A 15,436-nucleotide genomic window follows, 5' to 3' on the forward strand; every position below is an offset into this window, starting at 1 on the left:
CCCCATCATGGACGGCATGCCATCGAAGAACGACGCCACCGCCTCCGATGCCCCCGGCTCCGACGCGTTGATCACGGACACCCCGTCCGCGGGCGACGGCGTGTTCCCGCCGATCCACGACTACGCCTTCCTCTCCGACTGCGAGAACACGTGCCTCATCGCGCGCGACGGCAGCGTCGAGTGGATGTGCCTCCCGCGCCCGGACTCCCCCAGCGTGTTCGGCGCCATCCTCGATCGCGGCGCGGGCTCGTTCCGACTGGGGCCCTACGGCGTGCGGGTGCCCGTCGACCGGCGGTACCTGCCGGGCAGCCTGATGCTCGAGACCACCTGGCAGACCTCCACCGGCTGGTTGATCGTGCGGGACGCCCTCGTCATGGGGCCCTGGCACGACACGCACACCCGCTCGCGCACGCACCGTCGCACCCCGACGGACTGGGACGCCGAGCACATCCTGCTCCGCACCGCGCGGTGCGTGTCCGGCACCGTCGAGCTGCAGCTCAACTGCGAGCCGGCCTTCGACTACAACCGGGCCGGGGCGGAGTGGACGTACTCGGCCGACGGCTACGGCGAGGCCGTCGCGACGGCCCGGACCGACTTCGGCGCCAACCCCGAGCTCAAGCTCACCACCAACATGCGGCTCGGGCTCGAGGGGCGCGAGGCCCGCGCGCACACCCGCCTCAAGGAGGGCGACGAGGTCTTCGTCGCCCTGTCGTGGAGCAAGCACCCTGTGCCGCAGACCTACCCCGAGGCGACGCAGAAGATGTGGGCCACGGCGGAGTCGTGGCGGCAGTGGATCAACCGCGGCCAGTTCCCCGACCACCCCTGGCGCACGTACCTGCAGCGCTCGGCGCTCACGCTCAAGGGCCTGACCTACTCGCCGACGGGCGCGCTGCTCGCGGCGTCGACCACCTCGCTCCCGGAGACGCCGGGCGGCGTCCGCAACTGGGACTACCGCTACGCCTGGGTCCGCGATTCCACGTTCGCGCTCTGGGGCCTTTACACGCTGGGCCTGGACCGGGAGGCCGAGGACTTCTTCTCCTTCATCGCCGACGTCTCCGGCGCGAACAACGGCGAACGCCACCCCCTGCAGGTGATGTACGGGGTCGGCGGGGAGCGCACGCTGATCGAGGAGGAGCTCGGTCACCTCTCGGGGTACGACGGTGCGCGGCCCGTCCGCATCGGCAACGGAGCCTTCGACCAGCGCCAGCACGACATCTGGGGCACGATGCTCGACTCGGTGTACCTGAACACCAAGTCCTCCGAGCGGATCCCGGAGACGCTGTGGCCGGTGCTCAAGGAGCAGGTCGAGGAGGCGCTCAAGCACTGGCGCGAGCCGGACCGCGGGATCTGGGAGGTGCGCGGCGAACCGCAGCACTTCACCAGCTCGAAGGTCATGTGCTGGGTCGCGCTCGACCGGGGCGCCAAGCTCGCGGTGCTGCACGGCGAGGACGACTACGCCCGCGAGTGGGCCGAGAAGGCCGAGGTGATCAAGGCCGACATCCTCGAGCACGGCGTGGACGATCGCGGCGTCTTCACCCAGCGCTACGGCGCGCCGGCGCTGGACGCCTCACTCCTGCTGGTTCCGCTGCTGCGCTTCCTCCCCTCGGACGATCCGCGGGTGCGGGCCACCGTGCTCGCCATCGCGGACGAGCTCACCGAGGACGGCCTGGTGCTGCGCTACCGCGTCGAGGAGACCGACGACGGTCTGCACGGCGAGGAGGGCACGTTCACCATCTGCTCGTTCTGGCTGGTCTCGGCGCTGGTGGAGATCGGCGAGACGGCCCGCGCCCGCGCGCTGTGCGAGCGGCTGCTGGCGTACTCGTCGCCGCTCAAGCTGTACGCGGAGGAGATCGACCCGAAGTCGGGCAAGCACCTGGGCAACTTCCCGCAGGCGTTCACCCACCTCGCGCTGATCAACGCCGTGGTGCACGTGATCCGGGCCGAGGAATCGGGGCACGACGCCTCCGCGTTCCTCCCCGCACATCACACGCCGTGAGGCCGTAGCGTGCAGTCATGCACGACGATCGGCGGCTGACCGAAGAACGGCTCGATAGGTTCACCAGGGAGTTCCTGAACCGGGCGGTGTATTCGCACACCGCGCCGGTCACCGTGACGGCGTGGGCGGCCCCGGGCGAACCCGTGCCGTTCGAGGAGGCCGTGGCGCAGGACTTCGAGCCGATCGCGCCCGGCACGCCGTGGGGCGCGCCGTGGTCCACACTGTGGCTGCACGTCACCGGGGCGGCACCGTCGGACTGGTCCCGTCTCGTCGAGCCCGACCGCGCCGTGCACGCCCCCGAACTCCGGGTGGAACTCGGCTTCACCGGCGGTCCCGGCTTCAACGCCGAGGGGCTCGTGTACCGGACGGACGGCACCGTCGCGAAGGGGATCTCGCCGTTCAACGCCTATGTGCCCCTCACCCCGGGCGAGCCGGTGGATCTCTACATCGAGTGCGCGGCGAACCCCGACCTGGGCGGCGACTTCGTCTCCCCCACGCACCTGGGCGACCGGGAGACCGCGGGCGACGCCCCGCTGTACCGGCTCGGGACGATCGATCTGGCCCTGCGCGACCTGACGGTGTGGGAGCTGCAGCAGGACGTCTGGACGCTCAACGGCCTGATGCACGAGTTGCCCTTCGACCTGCCGCGCCGGCACGAGGTGCTGCGCGCCCTGGAGCGGATGCTGGACGTGGTGGACCCGCACGACGTCGCCGGGACCGCCGCACAGGGGCGCGCCGCCCTCGCGCCGGCGCTGGCCTCCCCCGCGTCCGCGTCGGCGCACCGGATCACCGCGGTCGGCCACGCGCACATCGATTCCGCGTGGCTGTGGCCCGTGCGCGAGACGGCGCGCAAGTGCGCCCGCACCTTCGCCAACGTCGTCGACCTGATGGACCGGGACCCGTCGCTGACGTTCGCCTGCTCGTCGGCGCAGCAGTTCGCATGGGTGAAGGACCGCAACCCGGAGTTGTTCGCGCGGATCAAGGATCACGTCGCCGCGGGCCGGTTCGTGCCCGTCGGCGGCATGTGGGTCGAGGCGGACACGAACATGCCGGGCGGTGAGGCGATGGCCCGGCAGTTCGTCGCGGGCAAGCGCTTCTTCCTGCACGAGTTCGGGATCGACACCCCGGAGGCGTGGCTCCCCGACTCCTTCGGCTACTCGGCGGCCATGCCGCAGATCGTGGCCGCCGCGGGCTCGCGCTACTTCCTCACGCAGAAGCTCTCGTGGAACCAGACCAACCGGATGCCGCACTCGTCCTTCCTGTGGGAGGGCATCGACGGCACCGCGCTGTTCACGCACTTCCCGCCCGTCGACAAGTACAACTCGGACCTCTCGGGCGCGGATCTGGCTCGGGCGCAGAAGAACTACCGCGAGCAGGGCCACGGCACGCGCTCCCTGGTGCCGTTCGGTTGGGGCGACGGTGGCGGTGGCCCCACGCGGGAGATGCTCGCCGCGGCGGCCCGCGCCGCATCGCTGGAGGGCTCCCCGACCGTCGAGATCGCCTCGCCCGCCGAGTTCTTCGACGCGGCTGCCGCCGAGCTCACGCATCCGGCGCGCTGGGTTGGCGAGTTGTACCTCGAGTTCCACCGCGGCACGTACACCTCGCAGGCGAACACGAAGCAGGGCAACCGCCGCAGCGAGCATCTGCTGCGGGAGGCGGAGCTGTGGGCGACGACCGCGGCCGTACGGACCGGATTCGGCTACCCCGCCCAGGAACTCGAGGAGATCTGGCACCTCGTGCTGCTCCAGCAGTTCCACGACATCCTGCCCGGCAGCTCGATCGCCTGGGTGCACAAGGACGCCGAGCACAACTACGCGGCCGTGGCGCGGCGGCTCGAGCGGATCATCGACGGTGCGCTCGCTTCCCTTGCGGACGCGGCGCCCGGGACCGGTGAGGCGGCGAGTCCGTCGCGGCGTCTGGTGTTCAACGCGGCGCCGCACCCCCGCGACGGCGTGCCGGCTCTGGCCGCGGCGGTCGTCGCCGCGGCGGCGCCGGTCCCACCCGTGGTGGAGGATTCGGGGTTCCGGCTCGACAACGGTGTGGTCTCCGCCCTCGTCGACGCGCGCGGGCTCCTCGTCTCACTCGTCGACGCCGCGACCGGCCGGGAGGCGATGGCGGAACCGGGGAACCTGCTGCAGCTGCACCGCGACATCCCGAACCACTGGGAGGCGTGGGACATCGACTCCTTCTACCGCCGCGACGTGACCGACCTCGTCGAAGCGGACTCGGTGACGGTGGACGGCGACGCCGTGGAGGTGCGCCGCAGCGTCGGCGAGTCGACGATCACGCAGCGGATCAGCCTGCTCGCGGACTCCCCCGCGCTCGACATCGTCACCGAGATCGATTGGCACGAGCGCCAGAAGCTGCTCAAGCTCGCCTTCCCGTTCGACGTGCAGGCCGACCGCAGCGCCTCGGAGATCCAGTTCGGCCATGTGTTCCGGCCGACGCACAGCAACACGTCATGGGACGCGGCGAAGTTCGAGACGTGCGCCCACCGCTGGGTGCACGTGGGCGAACCCGATTACGGCGTCGCGGTCGCCAACGACTCGACCTACGGGCACGACATCACCGCTCTGACCGCGGATTCCGGCACGGCGAACGCCACCGTGTCCTCCGGTACGGCGGTCCGGCTCTCGCTGCTGCGCGCGCCCCGGTATCCCGATCCCGAGGCTGACCAGGGCCGGCATCGCCTCGCCGTCTCGGTGCGACCCGCCGCGACGATCGGCGACGCCGTCGAGGAGGGGTATCGCCGGAACCTGGCGCTCCGCAGCGTCAGCGGTGCGGCAGAGGTGGTGGCGCCGCTCGTCGCGGTCGATCATCCGGGCGTGATCGTGGAGGCGGTCAAGCTCGCGGAGGACGGATCGGGGGACGTCGTGGTGCGCCTCTACGAGTCGCGCGGCACCCGCGCGACGGCGACGGTGCATGCGGACTTCCGGCACACCGCGGCGGTTCGCACCGACCTGTTGGAGCGTCCCGTCGCCGAACCCGAGCCCGCCGCCGACGTGCGGTTGTCGCTGCGCCCCTTCCAGATCGTGACGCTCCGCTTCCGTCGCTGACGTGTGCAGCATCACCTCGATCGCCGCGTTCCTCGGTGATAGTTTGAAGGTTACTCACTATCAATGGAGATCCTTCGAACCCAGGAGGTCGAGATGCTCAGCGTGCTGGCATTGATCACTTTCGTCGCCTTCCTCGTCTGGCTGACGAGCGACCACGACGGTCTGGACTTCCGTGCCCGCGACATCCACCGCGCCACGGCGGACCGGGACAGCCGCGTCGATCCGCGAGGCGTGATCGTCTCCTGATCGCCCCCCGCTCACGACCCGTCCCAGAACGGCGGCGGGTCGTCCAACAGCGGGGCACGGACCGCTGCCGCGCCGAGGGCGCGTTCCACCTCGCTCGACGGATGTGGCTCACGACCCCTCCGAGCCCCCCTGCTCGCGCGCATCGAGGTGCGCGGCAGGTGCGAACTGTGGCGTTACGTCCCAGGGCGCAGTCGTGAGCGATCGCCGCCGGGACTGCACGACCCGCTACGCGGTCAGCCCGCGACGCTCGAGGAGGGGCGCGATGTCCGGGTCGGCCCCGCGGAAGTCACGGTAGGCCTGCGAGGCGTCGACGCTGCCGCCACGGGAGAGCACTGCGGCGCGCAGCTTCTCACCGTTCTCGCGGGTCGGTCCGTCGTGCGCGGTGAACCAGGCGGACGCGTCGGCGTCGAGCACCTCGGACCAGATGTAGCTGTAGTACCCGGCGCTGTATCCGCCCGAGAAGATGTGGTTGAAGAACGGCCCGCGGTAGCGCGGCGGCACTCCGGGAACGTCCAGGCCCGCATCAGAGAGAGCCGCGGCCTCGAAAGCCTCCACGTCGCCGACGACGGTGCCCGGTGCGATGGTGTGCCAGGCCAGGTCGATGACGGCGGCCGCCAGGTACTCGACGGTCCCGAAACCCTCACCCCGCGTACCGGGTTCGAGGACCGAATCCCGAAGGTGCTGCGGCAGTGGCTCACCCGTCTCGTGATGCCGTGCGTAGCCGTCGAGGATCGTGGGCCACGCCGCGAACATCTCGTTGAACTGCGAGGGGAATTCGACGAAGTCGCGCGGAACGCTGGTACCCGAGAAGTAGGGGTAGGTCACGTCCGAGAGCAGGCCGTGCAGCGCGTGCCCGAACTCGTGGAAGACGGTGGTCACTTCATCGCGACTGAGCAGCGCGGGCCTCCCGGCGGGCGGCTTGACGAAGTTGCAGACGTTGATGATCACCGGCTGCGCGTCGAGCAGCCCGGACTGATCGACGAAGCTGGTCATCCACGCGCCGCCCCGCTTGCTGGGCCGCGCGAAGTAGTCCCCGACGAACAGGCCGAGCGGCGCACCGTCGGGCCCGGACACCTGCCACGCCCGCGCATCCGGGTGATGCAGGGCGAGGTCGGTACGCTCGGTGAAATCGAGACCGTACATGCGGGAGGCGGCCTCGAAGACGCCCTTGTCGATGACGGTGTCGAGCGCCAGGAAGTCGCTGAGCTGCGGCCCGCCGGCACTGCCCTCCCCGGCCTGCGCGCGCTGCTCGGCGAGGCGGGCGTAGTACGGCCAGTCCCACGCCTCGATCGGATGCCCGGCGATCTCTTCGAGTTCAGCGCGCTCGGCGGCGGCGTTACGCGCTGCGGGCACCGCGAGATCACGCAGCATCCCGAGTGCCGCGTCGGCGGTTCCCGCCGTCTGGTCCGCGATCTGGTACGCGGCGTGGTGCGGGTAGCCGAACAGCGCGGCCCGCTCGGCGCGCAGCCCCGCGATGCGCGCGATCAGCGCGCGGGTGTCGTTCTCCCCACCGCGGGTGTTGCGCCGCGACGACGCCTCGTACACCTTCCGGCGGGACTCGCGGTCGGTCAGCCGCGCGAGGTTCGGCTGATTGAGGGGGTAGCCGAGCGCGAGCAGATAACCGTCACGACCGGCGGCCTCGGCGGCGGACCGGGCCGCGGCGATGGCGTCGGACTCCAGCCCGTCCAGTTCGGCCTCCGTCGCGAAAGGCACTGCGGAGGCATTGGTCTCGGCCAGAGTGCGGCGGGAGAACTCGGTGGTGAGTTCCGCGAGCTCGGTGTTGATCGCCCGGAGGCGTTCCTGCGCAGCCGCGTCCAGCCCCGCACCCGCGCGCGTGAAGCGGAGGTGGTAGCGCTCGAGAAGACGCAGTTGCTCGGCATCGAGACCGAGGTCGGCACGCCGCTCGTACAGGGCGTCGATCCGCCCGAACAGCGCTGCGTCCATGAGGATCGCGTCGAAGTGCGCCGACCACTGCGGCGAGATCGCGGCCTGCGCCGCCTCCAGTTCATCCGTGCGATCAGTGGAGGTGAGCGAGAAGAACACGGCGGCGACGCGCCCCAGCTCCTGCCCCGCCCGCTCCATCGCCTCGACGGTGTTCGCGAACGTCGCCGGCTCGGGGTTCGCGGCGATCGCAGCGATCTCCCGACGGTGCCGGGCGAACCCCTCGGCGAACGCCGCCACGTAGTCCGCGTCCGCGAACACGGCGAAGTCCGGCAGAGCGAAGGGCAGGGTGCTGGGGGCGAGAACGGCATCGACGGTCACCCCTCGAACCTACCGCGCCACCGCATTCCCCTCGCGGTTGTTCGCTCCCCGCGGACCGGATCATCGAGGCGTGGATCGCCGCTCCGATCCCGTGACTCAGTCCGTGACGTGGATGCCCAGGTGGGCGGCGAAGACCTCCGCCAGGCCGACCACCTGCAGGTGCGACATGGTGGCGCCCGCGATGCCCTCGACCCCACGGATCCGCTCGACCTGCAGGCCCCGTAGGTCCACGTGCTGCAGCTTGGCCCGCGTCACATCCATCTCGCCGGCGGTGCAGTCCTCGAACGCGACCCGGGTGAGCGTCGCATCCGCGGCGTCGATGCCGTCGAGCATGCAGCCGCGGAAGACCACGTCGGTCAGCGTGGCGCCGCGCAGATTCACGAAGCCAAGCCGCACGTCGGTGAAGACCACGGACCGCAGTTTCGAGTCCATCAATTCGACGGCGCCGATGCGGGCGTCCTCGACCTCGACCTGGCGGAAGGTGGAGCGCGAGGCGCGGAAGCCCGTCGCGAACAGGCCGGTGATCCGCGTCTCCAGGAAGGACGACTCGGTGAACACGGCGTCACGGACCTCCCAACCGGCGAGCTCGCACTCGCTGAAGGTGATGCCGCTCAGGTCCCGGCCCTTGACCGTCGGCTCGGCGAACCGCCGGCGGTCCTCGGTGGCGTCGGGCGCCAGCGCGTCGGCATCGCCCTCCTCGAGCTCTCCGAGGCGTAGGGCCGAGACCTTCGGCGCGACGAGGCCGGCCATCAGGCGAGCACCTCCGGGACGAGCGGGACGGTTCTGGCGGCGGAGGCGGCGTCGGCGTTCACGGGGACGAAGGTACCTCGCGGCACTGACACGAGGACCGCATCGCAGGTCATCGTGCGCACCGGACGACGCCCGCGCCCGGTGGTCAGCCGAGCAGTCCGGAGACCGCGCGCAACCGGGCCTCTGCGTCCGCTGCGATCGAGGTGACCACGTCACGGGCCGGCCGCACCTCGTCGACCAGGCCCGCGGCCTGGCCCGCGTAGACGACGCCGACCTCGGGCAGCGCACCGTCGTAGGCGGCGCTGACCGCCTCCTCCGTGCCGGAGGACGCCTCGGCGCCGTCGCCGTCGTGCCAGCGGTCGGTGAAGTCGTTGGTGAGCGCGCGCCCGAACCACCGGGTGGGCCACGGCTGGTGGCGCGCCTTGTCGAAGACGTCCGTGTAGACCGTGTCCGCGCTGCGCGCCTTGAGGAGCGCGGGGATGGCGTAGTCCGGCCCGACGGTCTCGGGCGAGGCGAGCAGGGCGGTGCCGATGAGCGCGCCCTGGGCGCCGGCCGCAAGCACGGCGGCGAGCCCCGCACCGGTACCGATACCGCCAGCCGCGAGCACCGGGAGGTCGGTGGCCCGCAACACCTCCTGCAGCAGGGGCAGGGTCGCGATGCGACCGGTGTGCCCGCCCGCCTCGCCGCCCTGGGCCACCACGGCGTCGACGCCCGCGGCCTCGACCTCGCGCAGGTCCTCGACGGAGTTGATCTGCGAGATCACCACGGCCCCGGCGTCCTTGACCTGCTGCACGAACGGCGCGGGATCGCCGAACGAGAGCGACACCAGCTTCGGCCCGGCGGCGAGAACCGAGTCGAGGAGCTCGGGACTGTCCGCCAACGACCAGGTCTGCAAGCCGAAGGCCAGCGGTGCCTCCTCACCCGCCGCGGCGCGGATCACCCGCAACTGCTCGTCGATCCACTCCGGCGTGGCGTAGCGCGCCGCGCCGATCATGCCCAACCCGCCCGCGGCGGTGACCTGCCCCGCGAGCTCACCGCCCGCGCGGCCGCCCATCGGGGCGCCGAGGATCGGCAGATCGATGTCCAGGGTGCGCGTCAGCCAGGTGTTCCACACACCGACGAGGCTACGCCCGTGGCAGGATTCCGCCATGGGCACCACCGCATCCGTCGATCCCGAGATCCGTCTCGTGCGGGCACTCCGTCTCCGCGCGCAGGGCCTGGTCCCGGGAGTGCGGGACTGGCGCACCGCGGAGGACGTGGCGCGGGGCATGCTGGCGATCCAGGCGCAGGACGCGGCCGCGGCGCGGTTCGCGCTCTCCCTGCGAGCGTCCGACCATCCCGATGACGCCGCGGTGCTCGTCGATCTCGCCGAGCGACGCATCACCCGCAACCGGCCCGCGCGGGGCACCCTGCAGATCACGGCGGCCGAGGATCTGCACTGGCTCAGCTCCGCGCTCACCACCCGGTCCCGGGCCGAGGCGGCCAAACGCCGTCCCCAGCTGGGGATCACCGAGACGATGATGGAGGACGCGGAGCGCGTGATCCGCGGCGAACTCGCCGGCGGCGCCGTCCGCAGCCGCCCCGAGCTGGTCGCTGCGTGCGCGGACGCAGGCCTGCCGCTGGACAACTCGCAGACCGGCCACATCCTGCGCGACCTCACCGAGCTCATGGCCATCGTCTTCGCCGACCCGGCGACGAAGAGCGACACCTTCGCACTCGCCGACGAGTGGATCGATGATCGCCACGAGCCCGCGCACGCCCTGGGCGAGATGGTCGCCCGGTTCGTCGCCGCTCGCGGGCCCGTCACCCGCCAGGACATCGGGAAGTGGGCGTACCTGCCGATGGGCGCCGTGGACGAGGGCATCGAGGCCGCGGCCGAGGCGGTCACGCCGGTCACCCTCGCCGGCACCCGCTACCTGGTGGCCCCCGGCACCGTCGAGCTGACGCAGGCGCAGGTCGACGAGGCCCTCGCCCGCCCACTCCTCCTCCCCGGCTTCGACGAGTACATCATCGGATACGGCTCGCGCGCACCGCAGCTCGATGAGGCCTTCTTCCACCGGATCGTGCCGGGGCGCAACGGCGTCTTCAAGCCGATGGTGGTGGTCGACGGCGAGATCGTCGGCGTGTGGAGCCGGAAGGCCACCACCAAGGCCGTCACCGTCACCCTGGAGCCCTTCACCACGATCACCTCCGCGACCCGGCGGCGTCTCGCCGCTCCCGTGCGCGCGTACGGGAACTTCCTCGGAGTGGACGCCACTCTCGCGTAACGCCGCTCCGGTGCGCCGGGCGCGGGATATCCTTCGACCGTGAAGACGATCGCAACGAGGTCGGCCGCGCTCGGAGCCGCGTGGATCCTGCTCGGCGCGTGCACCACCTCGACGGGCGGGACGGCCCTCCCGCAGTCGTCCACGGCGGGCCCCGAGCCCGCCACGAGCACCGCGGCCACCAGTGCGCCGCAGGCTCCTCCGCCGGGCGGCGGGCGCGTGGTGGGATCCGCGGTGATGCGCGTGACGGGCACCGCGGCACCGGTCACGATCCGCTATCGGATCAACGGCGGGCCGGAGCAGACCGAGGTCGCGCCGACTCTGCCCTGGGAGCGCACTTTCGAAGCACGCGATCAGGTTTCGAGTAGCGTCTCCGCCGATGCCGGCGCGGAGATCCTCACCTGCACCATCATGATGGGCTCGATGCTGGTCAGCTTCAAGGTCGACCCCAGGCCCGCCTGCACCTTCTACTACGTCGAGTGACTCCGCGCGTCACTCAGTTGCGCGCGACGAAGTAGTTGTTGCTGTAGTTGATGTCGAAACTACTGGTCGCGGCGTGAATCCACGTGGAGCGGAACGGGCAGCCCCACGTCGGCACGGTGCGCGTGACGGCGAACCCCTCCCCCGGTGCCAGCGACCCGCGCCCCTCACCACCGCCGCCACCGAATCCCAGCCACACGTTGACGGCCGGCACGTTACCGAGGTTGCGGACGTAGCCGTGATCGGTCTGCGAGTTGGTCTCGGCCCGGCCAGGAAGCGGTCCACCACACGAGATACCACCTGTGACTTGGAGATCCACGATGGGAACGAAGGCGCTCGCAGTGGGCGCGGTGATCATCGTGGCGGCTCCGGCGATCGCGACCGATGCGGCGGCCAATGCAATCTTCCTCATGATTCGACTCCCCTTCTCCCGGATCGAACTTCTTCGGACGCGGCGCATTTTTTAACCGCGAGCGCCGAGGAGGCGCTGTCTGTGTTGTCGGCCACACCCCGTGCCGCGTTACGGAGCGTCGGATAACGATTCGGGTTCACGGTCAACGGATTCCGTGATCTTCTCGTCACCGTCGCGTGACCGGCGACACGCGACGGCCCCGACCCGCACAGCGGCGAATCAGGGCCGTCGGGCGGCCGCCCAGACGGCCCGGCATCACTGTGATGCCCATCACATTATGGCCCGAAAAAGACGAAAAGCCAACGATTCCCGTTACGCGAGAGACGGAAGTGCCCGACGGGCCCACTGATTCGAGTGAGACGACTCAGTCGGCTGTGGACTTCACCTGCACCGCGTCGACCAATACACGCAACTCCGGTTGCTCAGCCGCGTCCGCCAGGGCATCCCGGAGCACCCGCTCGTGCGTCGGCCGCGCTTCCGCCAGGAGCTCCCACCCCGCAGGGGTGAGCTCGGTGTAGATGCCGCGACGATCGTCGGCGCACAGGATCCGAGTGAGGAGACCGCGCTCCTCCAACCGGGTGACCAGTCGCGTGGTCGCACTACTCGACAGCGCCGCAGCGCGCGCGAGTTGACGCATTCGCATGTGCCAGCCGTCCTGCCTGCTGAGCGCGTCGAGCACAGTGAACTCGACGACCGAAAGACCGTGGCCCGCCTGAAGGGAACGCTCGAGCTCGTTCTCGATCAGCGCATGCAGGGCGACGAGCGTGCGCCAACCCTGTGCGCGGATCTCCACCGCATCATCGGCGATCCCCATGAGAGCACCCCTTCCTTGTGAGCCTCAGCATAGCACCTTGCGACGATTACCGGCGTGTGCAACTATCTATTTCGTTGCGTGCGCAATTACTGCAGACGCCGGTGATTGCAGACGCCGCCACCAACTCCGACTTCCTAAGGAAAACTCATGCCCATCGCGCTCCTCGCGCTCGCCCTCGGGGGCTTCGGCATCGGACTGACCGAGTTCGTCATCATGGGCCTGCTGCCCGAGGTCGCTGCGGACTTCGCCGTCAGCGAGACCGTCGCCGGCTATCTCATCTCGGGCTACGCACTGTCCGTCGCGATCGGCGGCATCATCCTCACCGCCTCCCTCGGCCGGGTCAATCGCAAGCACGCTCTCCTCGGGCTGCTCGTCCTGTTCATCGTCGGAAACCTGATGTCGGCACTCGCCGGCTCCTACGAGGTCATGCTCGCCGGCCGGATCGTCGCCGCGCTGTGCCACGGCGCCTTCTTCGGGATCGGTGCCGTCGTCGCGGCCGACCTGGTGCCCGAGAACCGCAGAGCCGCAGCCATCTCCATCATGTTCGCCGGCCTGACGGTCTCCAACGTCCTCGGCGTGCCGCTCGGCACTTTCCTCGGCCAGGCCGCGGGGTGGCGATCGACGTTCTGGGCCATCACCGTCATCGGCGTCGTCGCGCTGATCGGCATCGCCGCTCTCGTGCAGAACACCCCGGCGACGACGGCCGGGGACAGCCCTCTCGCCGAGTTCCGGATCTTCCGCAACCGGCAGGTGTGGCTGTCGATGCTCGTCACCGTCCTCGGATACGGCGGCATGTTCGGCGCCTTCACCTACATCGCCTTCACACTCACCGAGGTCGGCGGCTTCGCCTCCTCCTCGGTGCCGTGGCTCCTGGTCCTGTTCGGCGTAGGGCTGTTCGCCGGGAACCTCCTCGGCGGTCGCGCCGCCGACCGCAACCTCCCACTCACTCTGATCGTGCTGATGGCCACGCTGACCGTCGTCCTCGGCGCCTTCGCCCTGACCGCGACCTCGCAGGTCGCCACCATCGTCGCCCTGGTCCTCATGGGCGCCTTCGGATTCGCCACTGTGCCCGGCCTGCAGATGCGCATCATGAACCACGCCGGCGACGCTCCGACACTCGCCTCGGGTGCCAACATCGCCGCGTTCAACCTCGGGAACGCCTTCGGCGCCTGGGCCGGTGGCCTCACGCTCGCGGCCGGCCTGGGCTACGTCTCACCGCTGTGGGTCGGCGCCGGGATCACCCTCGCGGGGCTCGTCGCCTACGTGATCGCCGCGCGCGTCCGTGGAGGCGAGTTCGCTCGCACCCGAACGGCCGCCCCGGTTCCCGTCCCCGCCTGATACCCCTTCCCCCCCCGGATCCCAGGAGATCGATCATGACCACCATCCCCCAGCTCACTCTCAACGACGGCGTCCGCATGCCCCAGGTCGGCTTCGGCGTCTTCCAGGTGCCCGACGACGAGGCGCAGCGCGCCGTCGAGACCGCGCTGGCCGCGGGCTACCGCAGCATCGACACCGCGATGATCTACGGGAACGAGGTCGGCGTCGGCCGCGCTCTCGCCGCCGCGGGCATCCCCCGCGAGGACCTGTTCGTCACCACCAAGCTGTGGGTCGCGGACCTCGGTGCGGGAAGGGCCCGAGCGGCGCTCGAGGCGAGCCTCGACCGACTCGGCCTGGACCACGTCGACCTGTACCTGATCCACTGGCCCGCACCGGAGACCGACTCCTATCTGCAGACCTGGGGTGAGATGCAGGACCTCCGTGGCGACGGCACCCGCTCGATCGGCGTCTCGAACTTCCTGCCCGAGCACCTCGACCGGCTGGCGGGAGTCGGTAGCACGCCGCCGTCGGTCAACCAGATCGAGCTGCACCCGGCGCTGCAGAACCGGGACACGGTCGCCGCGAACCGTCGTCAGGACATCGCCACCGAGGCATGGAGCCCGCTCGCCCAGGGCGCGGCGCTGGACTCCGCCGCCGTCACTGCCGCCGCCGCTCGGCACGGCGTCACCCCGGCGCAGATCGTCCTGCGCTGGCACCTGCAGCACGGCACCATCGTGATCCCGAAGTCGGTGACGCCCAGCCGGATCGCCGCGAACCTCGATCTGTTCGGCTTCTCGCTCGACGACGCGGAGGTCGCCGCGATCGACGCGCTGGAGGCCGACGGCCGCACGGGCCCCCATCCCGCCGCGTTCAACGGTTGAGGACACCGCGGCGCCTCATGACGGGTCAGTTCAGGCGCCAGCTCTCGTAGGCGCGGGGATCGTCGAGCGGCTCGGTGTGGATCGTGGTCCGCAGGTCGGCGAACAGGGCCGCGAGCTCCTGCTCCACCTGCTCCGCGAGGTCGTGCGCACGATCGACCGTCCACACGCCGGGCACGAGCATGTGCATCTGCACGAACCGCTCGTGCCCGGACTCGCGGGTGCGCACGTCGTGGAACTCGACGCCATCCGCTCGGTGCCTGTCGAGCACCTCGTCGATCCGGGCTCGTTCCTCCTCGGGCAGGGCGGCGTCCAGCAGGCCTGCCCCGGATTGCCAGACGAGTCGCGTACCCACGACGAGGATGTTCAGCGCGACCGCGATCGCGATGATCGGGTCGAGGGGCAGCCACCCCGTCAGGGCGACCAGGAGCACACCGAGGATCACACCGACGGTGGTCCACACATCGGTGAGCAGGTGCTTCCCGTCCGCCTGCAGAGCGAGGGAGCGGTTCGTCCGGCCCACGCGCACCAGATAGACCCCGACAGCGCCGTTGATGACAGTCGCCAGGACCGAGATCGCGAGGCCCACGCCGACCTGCTCGAGTTCCTGGGGAGCGAACAAGCGGTTCACCGCGGAGACGATGATCACGCCGGCGGCGACCACGATCATCACACCCTCGAGGACGGCCGAGAAGTACTCGGCCTTGGTGTGGCCGAAGTTGTGATCGCTGTCCGCGGGCCGCGCGGCGACCTTGAGCGCGACGTACGCACCGATCGCGGCGACCAGGTTCACCGACGACTCGGCGGCGTCGGAGAGCAGGCCGACGGAACCGGTCAGCAGCCACGCGGCGACCTTGAGGCCGATGGTGAGAACGCCGGCCCCGATGGCCACGAGCGCGTACTTCGACAGGTCCGGGCGGAGTGGAGACCGCGAACCGTGCTCGTGTCCTCCGCCCATGAC

13 protein-coding genes are annotated in these 15,436 nt (G+C 70.5%); 7 read left to right on the top strand and 6 right to left on the bottom strand.

What is annotated here, in order from left to right; all coding sequences use genetic code 11:
- Positions 1-7 precede the first annotated feature (7 nt).
- From BLQ62_RS15670 to BLQ62_RS15680, 3 genes are all read left to right on the top strand, one after another.
- The gene (locus tag BLQ62_RS15670) at positions 8-1,996 is read left to right on the top strand and encodes a glycoside hydrolase family 15 protein (protein ID WP_414929939.1); all 1,989 of its coding nucleotides are present in this window, start codon (positions 8-10) and stop codon (positions 1,994-1,996) included.
- A 17-nt stretch (positions 1,997-2,013) separates the two neighbouring features.
- Positions 2,014-5,052, top strand: a complete 3,039-nt coding sequence (locus tag BLQ62_RS15675) for an alpha-mannosidase (protein ID WP_068568860.1) — start codon at positions 2,014-2,016, stop codon at positions 5,050-5,052.
- A 63-nt stretch (positions 5,053-5,115) separates the two neighbouring features.
- Complete coding sequence (locus BLQ62_RS15680; RefSeq protein ID WP_068529913.1) at positions 5,116-5,298, top strand: hypothetical protein; 183 nt, start codon at positions 5,116-5,118, stop codon at positions 5,296-5,298.
- Positions 5,299-5,523: 225 nt separating this feature from the next.
- Here the strand turns inward: BLQ62_RS15680 and BLQ62_RS15685 are convergent, their stop codons facing one another.
- From BLQ62_RS15685 to BLQ62_RS15695, 3 genes are all read right to left on the bottom strand, one after another.
- On the bottom strand, positions 5,524-7,560 hold the full coding sequence (locus BLQ62_RS15685) for a M3 family metallopeptidase (protein ID WP_068568862.1): 2,037 nt from the start codon (positions 7,558-7,560) through the stop codon (positions 5,524-5,526).
- A gap of 96 nt (positions 7,561-7,656) precedes the next feature.
- Positions 7,657-8,310, bottom strand: a complete 654-nt coding sequence (locus tag BLQ62_RS15690) for a pentapeptide repeat-containing protein (RefSeq protein WP_068529909.1) — start codon at positions 8,308-8,310, stop codon at positions 7,657-7,659.
- A 145-nt stretch (positions 8,311-8,455) separates the two neighbouring features.
- The gene (locus BLQ62_RS15695; protein WP_068568864.1) at positions 8,456-9,460 is read right to left on the bottom strand and encodes an NAD(P)H-dependent flavin oxidoreductase; all 1,005 of its coding nucleotides are present in this window, start codon (positions 9,458-9,460) and stop codon (positions 8,456-8,458) included.
- On the opposite strand from BLQ62_RS15695, the gene BLQ62_RS15700 reads away from it, so the two are divergent.
- Both BLQ62_RS15700 and BLQ62_RS24185 read left to right on the top strand, forming a co-directional pair.
- Entirely contained in the window at positions 9,459-10,577 is a 1,119-nt protein-coding gene (locus BLQ62_RS15700; RefSeq protein WP_068568866.1) for a winged helix DNA-binding domain-containing protein, read from the top strand. The two genes, BLQ62_RS15695 and BLQ62_RS15700, sit on opposite strands and share 2 nt — an antisense overlap.
- Before the next feature lie 39 nt (positions 10,578-10,616).
- Positions 10,617-11,057 carry a hypothetical protein gene (locus BLQ62_RS24185; RefSeq protein ID WP_068529891.1) on the top strand — a complete coding sequence of 147 codons (441 nt, stop codon included), beginning with the start codon at positions 10,617-10,619 and terminating at the stop codon, positions 11,055-11,057.
- 13 nt (positions 11,058-11,070) lie between these two features.
- On the opposite strand, the gene BLQ62_RS15710 is transcribed toward BLQ62_RS24185, so the two are convergent.
- Positions 11,071-11,466 (bottom strand): hypothetical protein, encoded by a 396-nt coding sequence (locus tag BLQ62_RS15710; protein WP_133298558.1) that lies wholly within the window; start codon positions 11,464-11,466, stop codon positions 11,071-11,073.
- A 364-nt stretch (positions 11,467-11,830) separates the two neighbouring features.
- A complete protein-coding gene (locus BLQ62_RS15715) occupies positions 11,831-12,280 on the bottom strand; it encodes a MarR family winged helix-turn-helix transcriptional regulator (RefSeq protein ID WP_068568867.1) in 450 nt (149 codons plus the stop codon).
- Between the two features lie 147 nt (positions 12,281-12,427).
- Here BLQ62_RS15715 and BLQ62_RS15720 point away from each other — a divergent pair, with 147 nt between their 5' ends.
- A complete protein-coding gene (locus BLQ62_RS15720; protein ID WP_068568869.1) occupies positions 12,428-13,618 on the top strand; it encodes an MFS transporter in 1,191 nt (396 codons plus the stop codon).
- Positions 13,619-13,653: 35 nt separating this feature from the next.
- A complete protein-coding gene (locus tag BLQ62_RS15725; protein WP_068568871.1) occupies positions 13,654-14,478 on the top strand; it encodes an aldo/keto reductase in 825 nt (274 codons plus the stop codon).
- Between the two features lie 25 nt (positions 14,479-14,503).
- On the opposite strand, the gene BLQ62_RS15730 is transcribed toward BLQ62_RS15725, so the two are convergent.
- Complete coding sequence (locus tag BLQ62_RS15730; protein WP_068529878.1) at positions 14,504-15,433, bottom strand: cation diffusion facilitator family transporter; 930 nt, start codon at positions 15,431-15,433, stop codon at positions 14,504-14,506.
- Positions 15,434-15,436 lie beyond the last annotated feature (3 nt).

Origin of the sequence: Tsukamurella pulmonis, from assembly GCF_900103175.1 — a bacterium.
GTDB classification, from domain to species: Bacteria; Actinomycetota; Actinomycetes; order Mycobacteriales; family Mycobacteriaceae; genus Tsukamurella; species Tsukamurella pulmonis.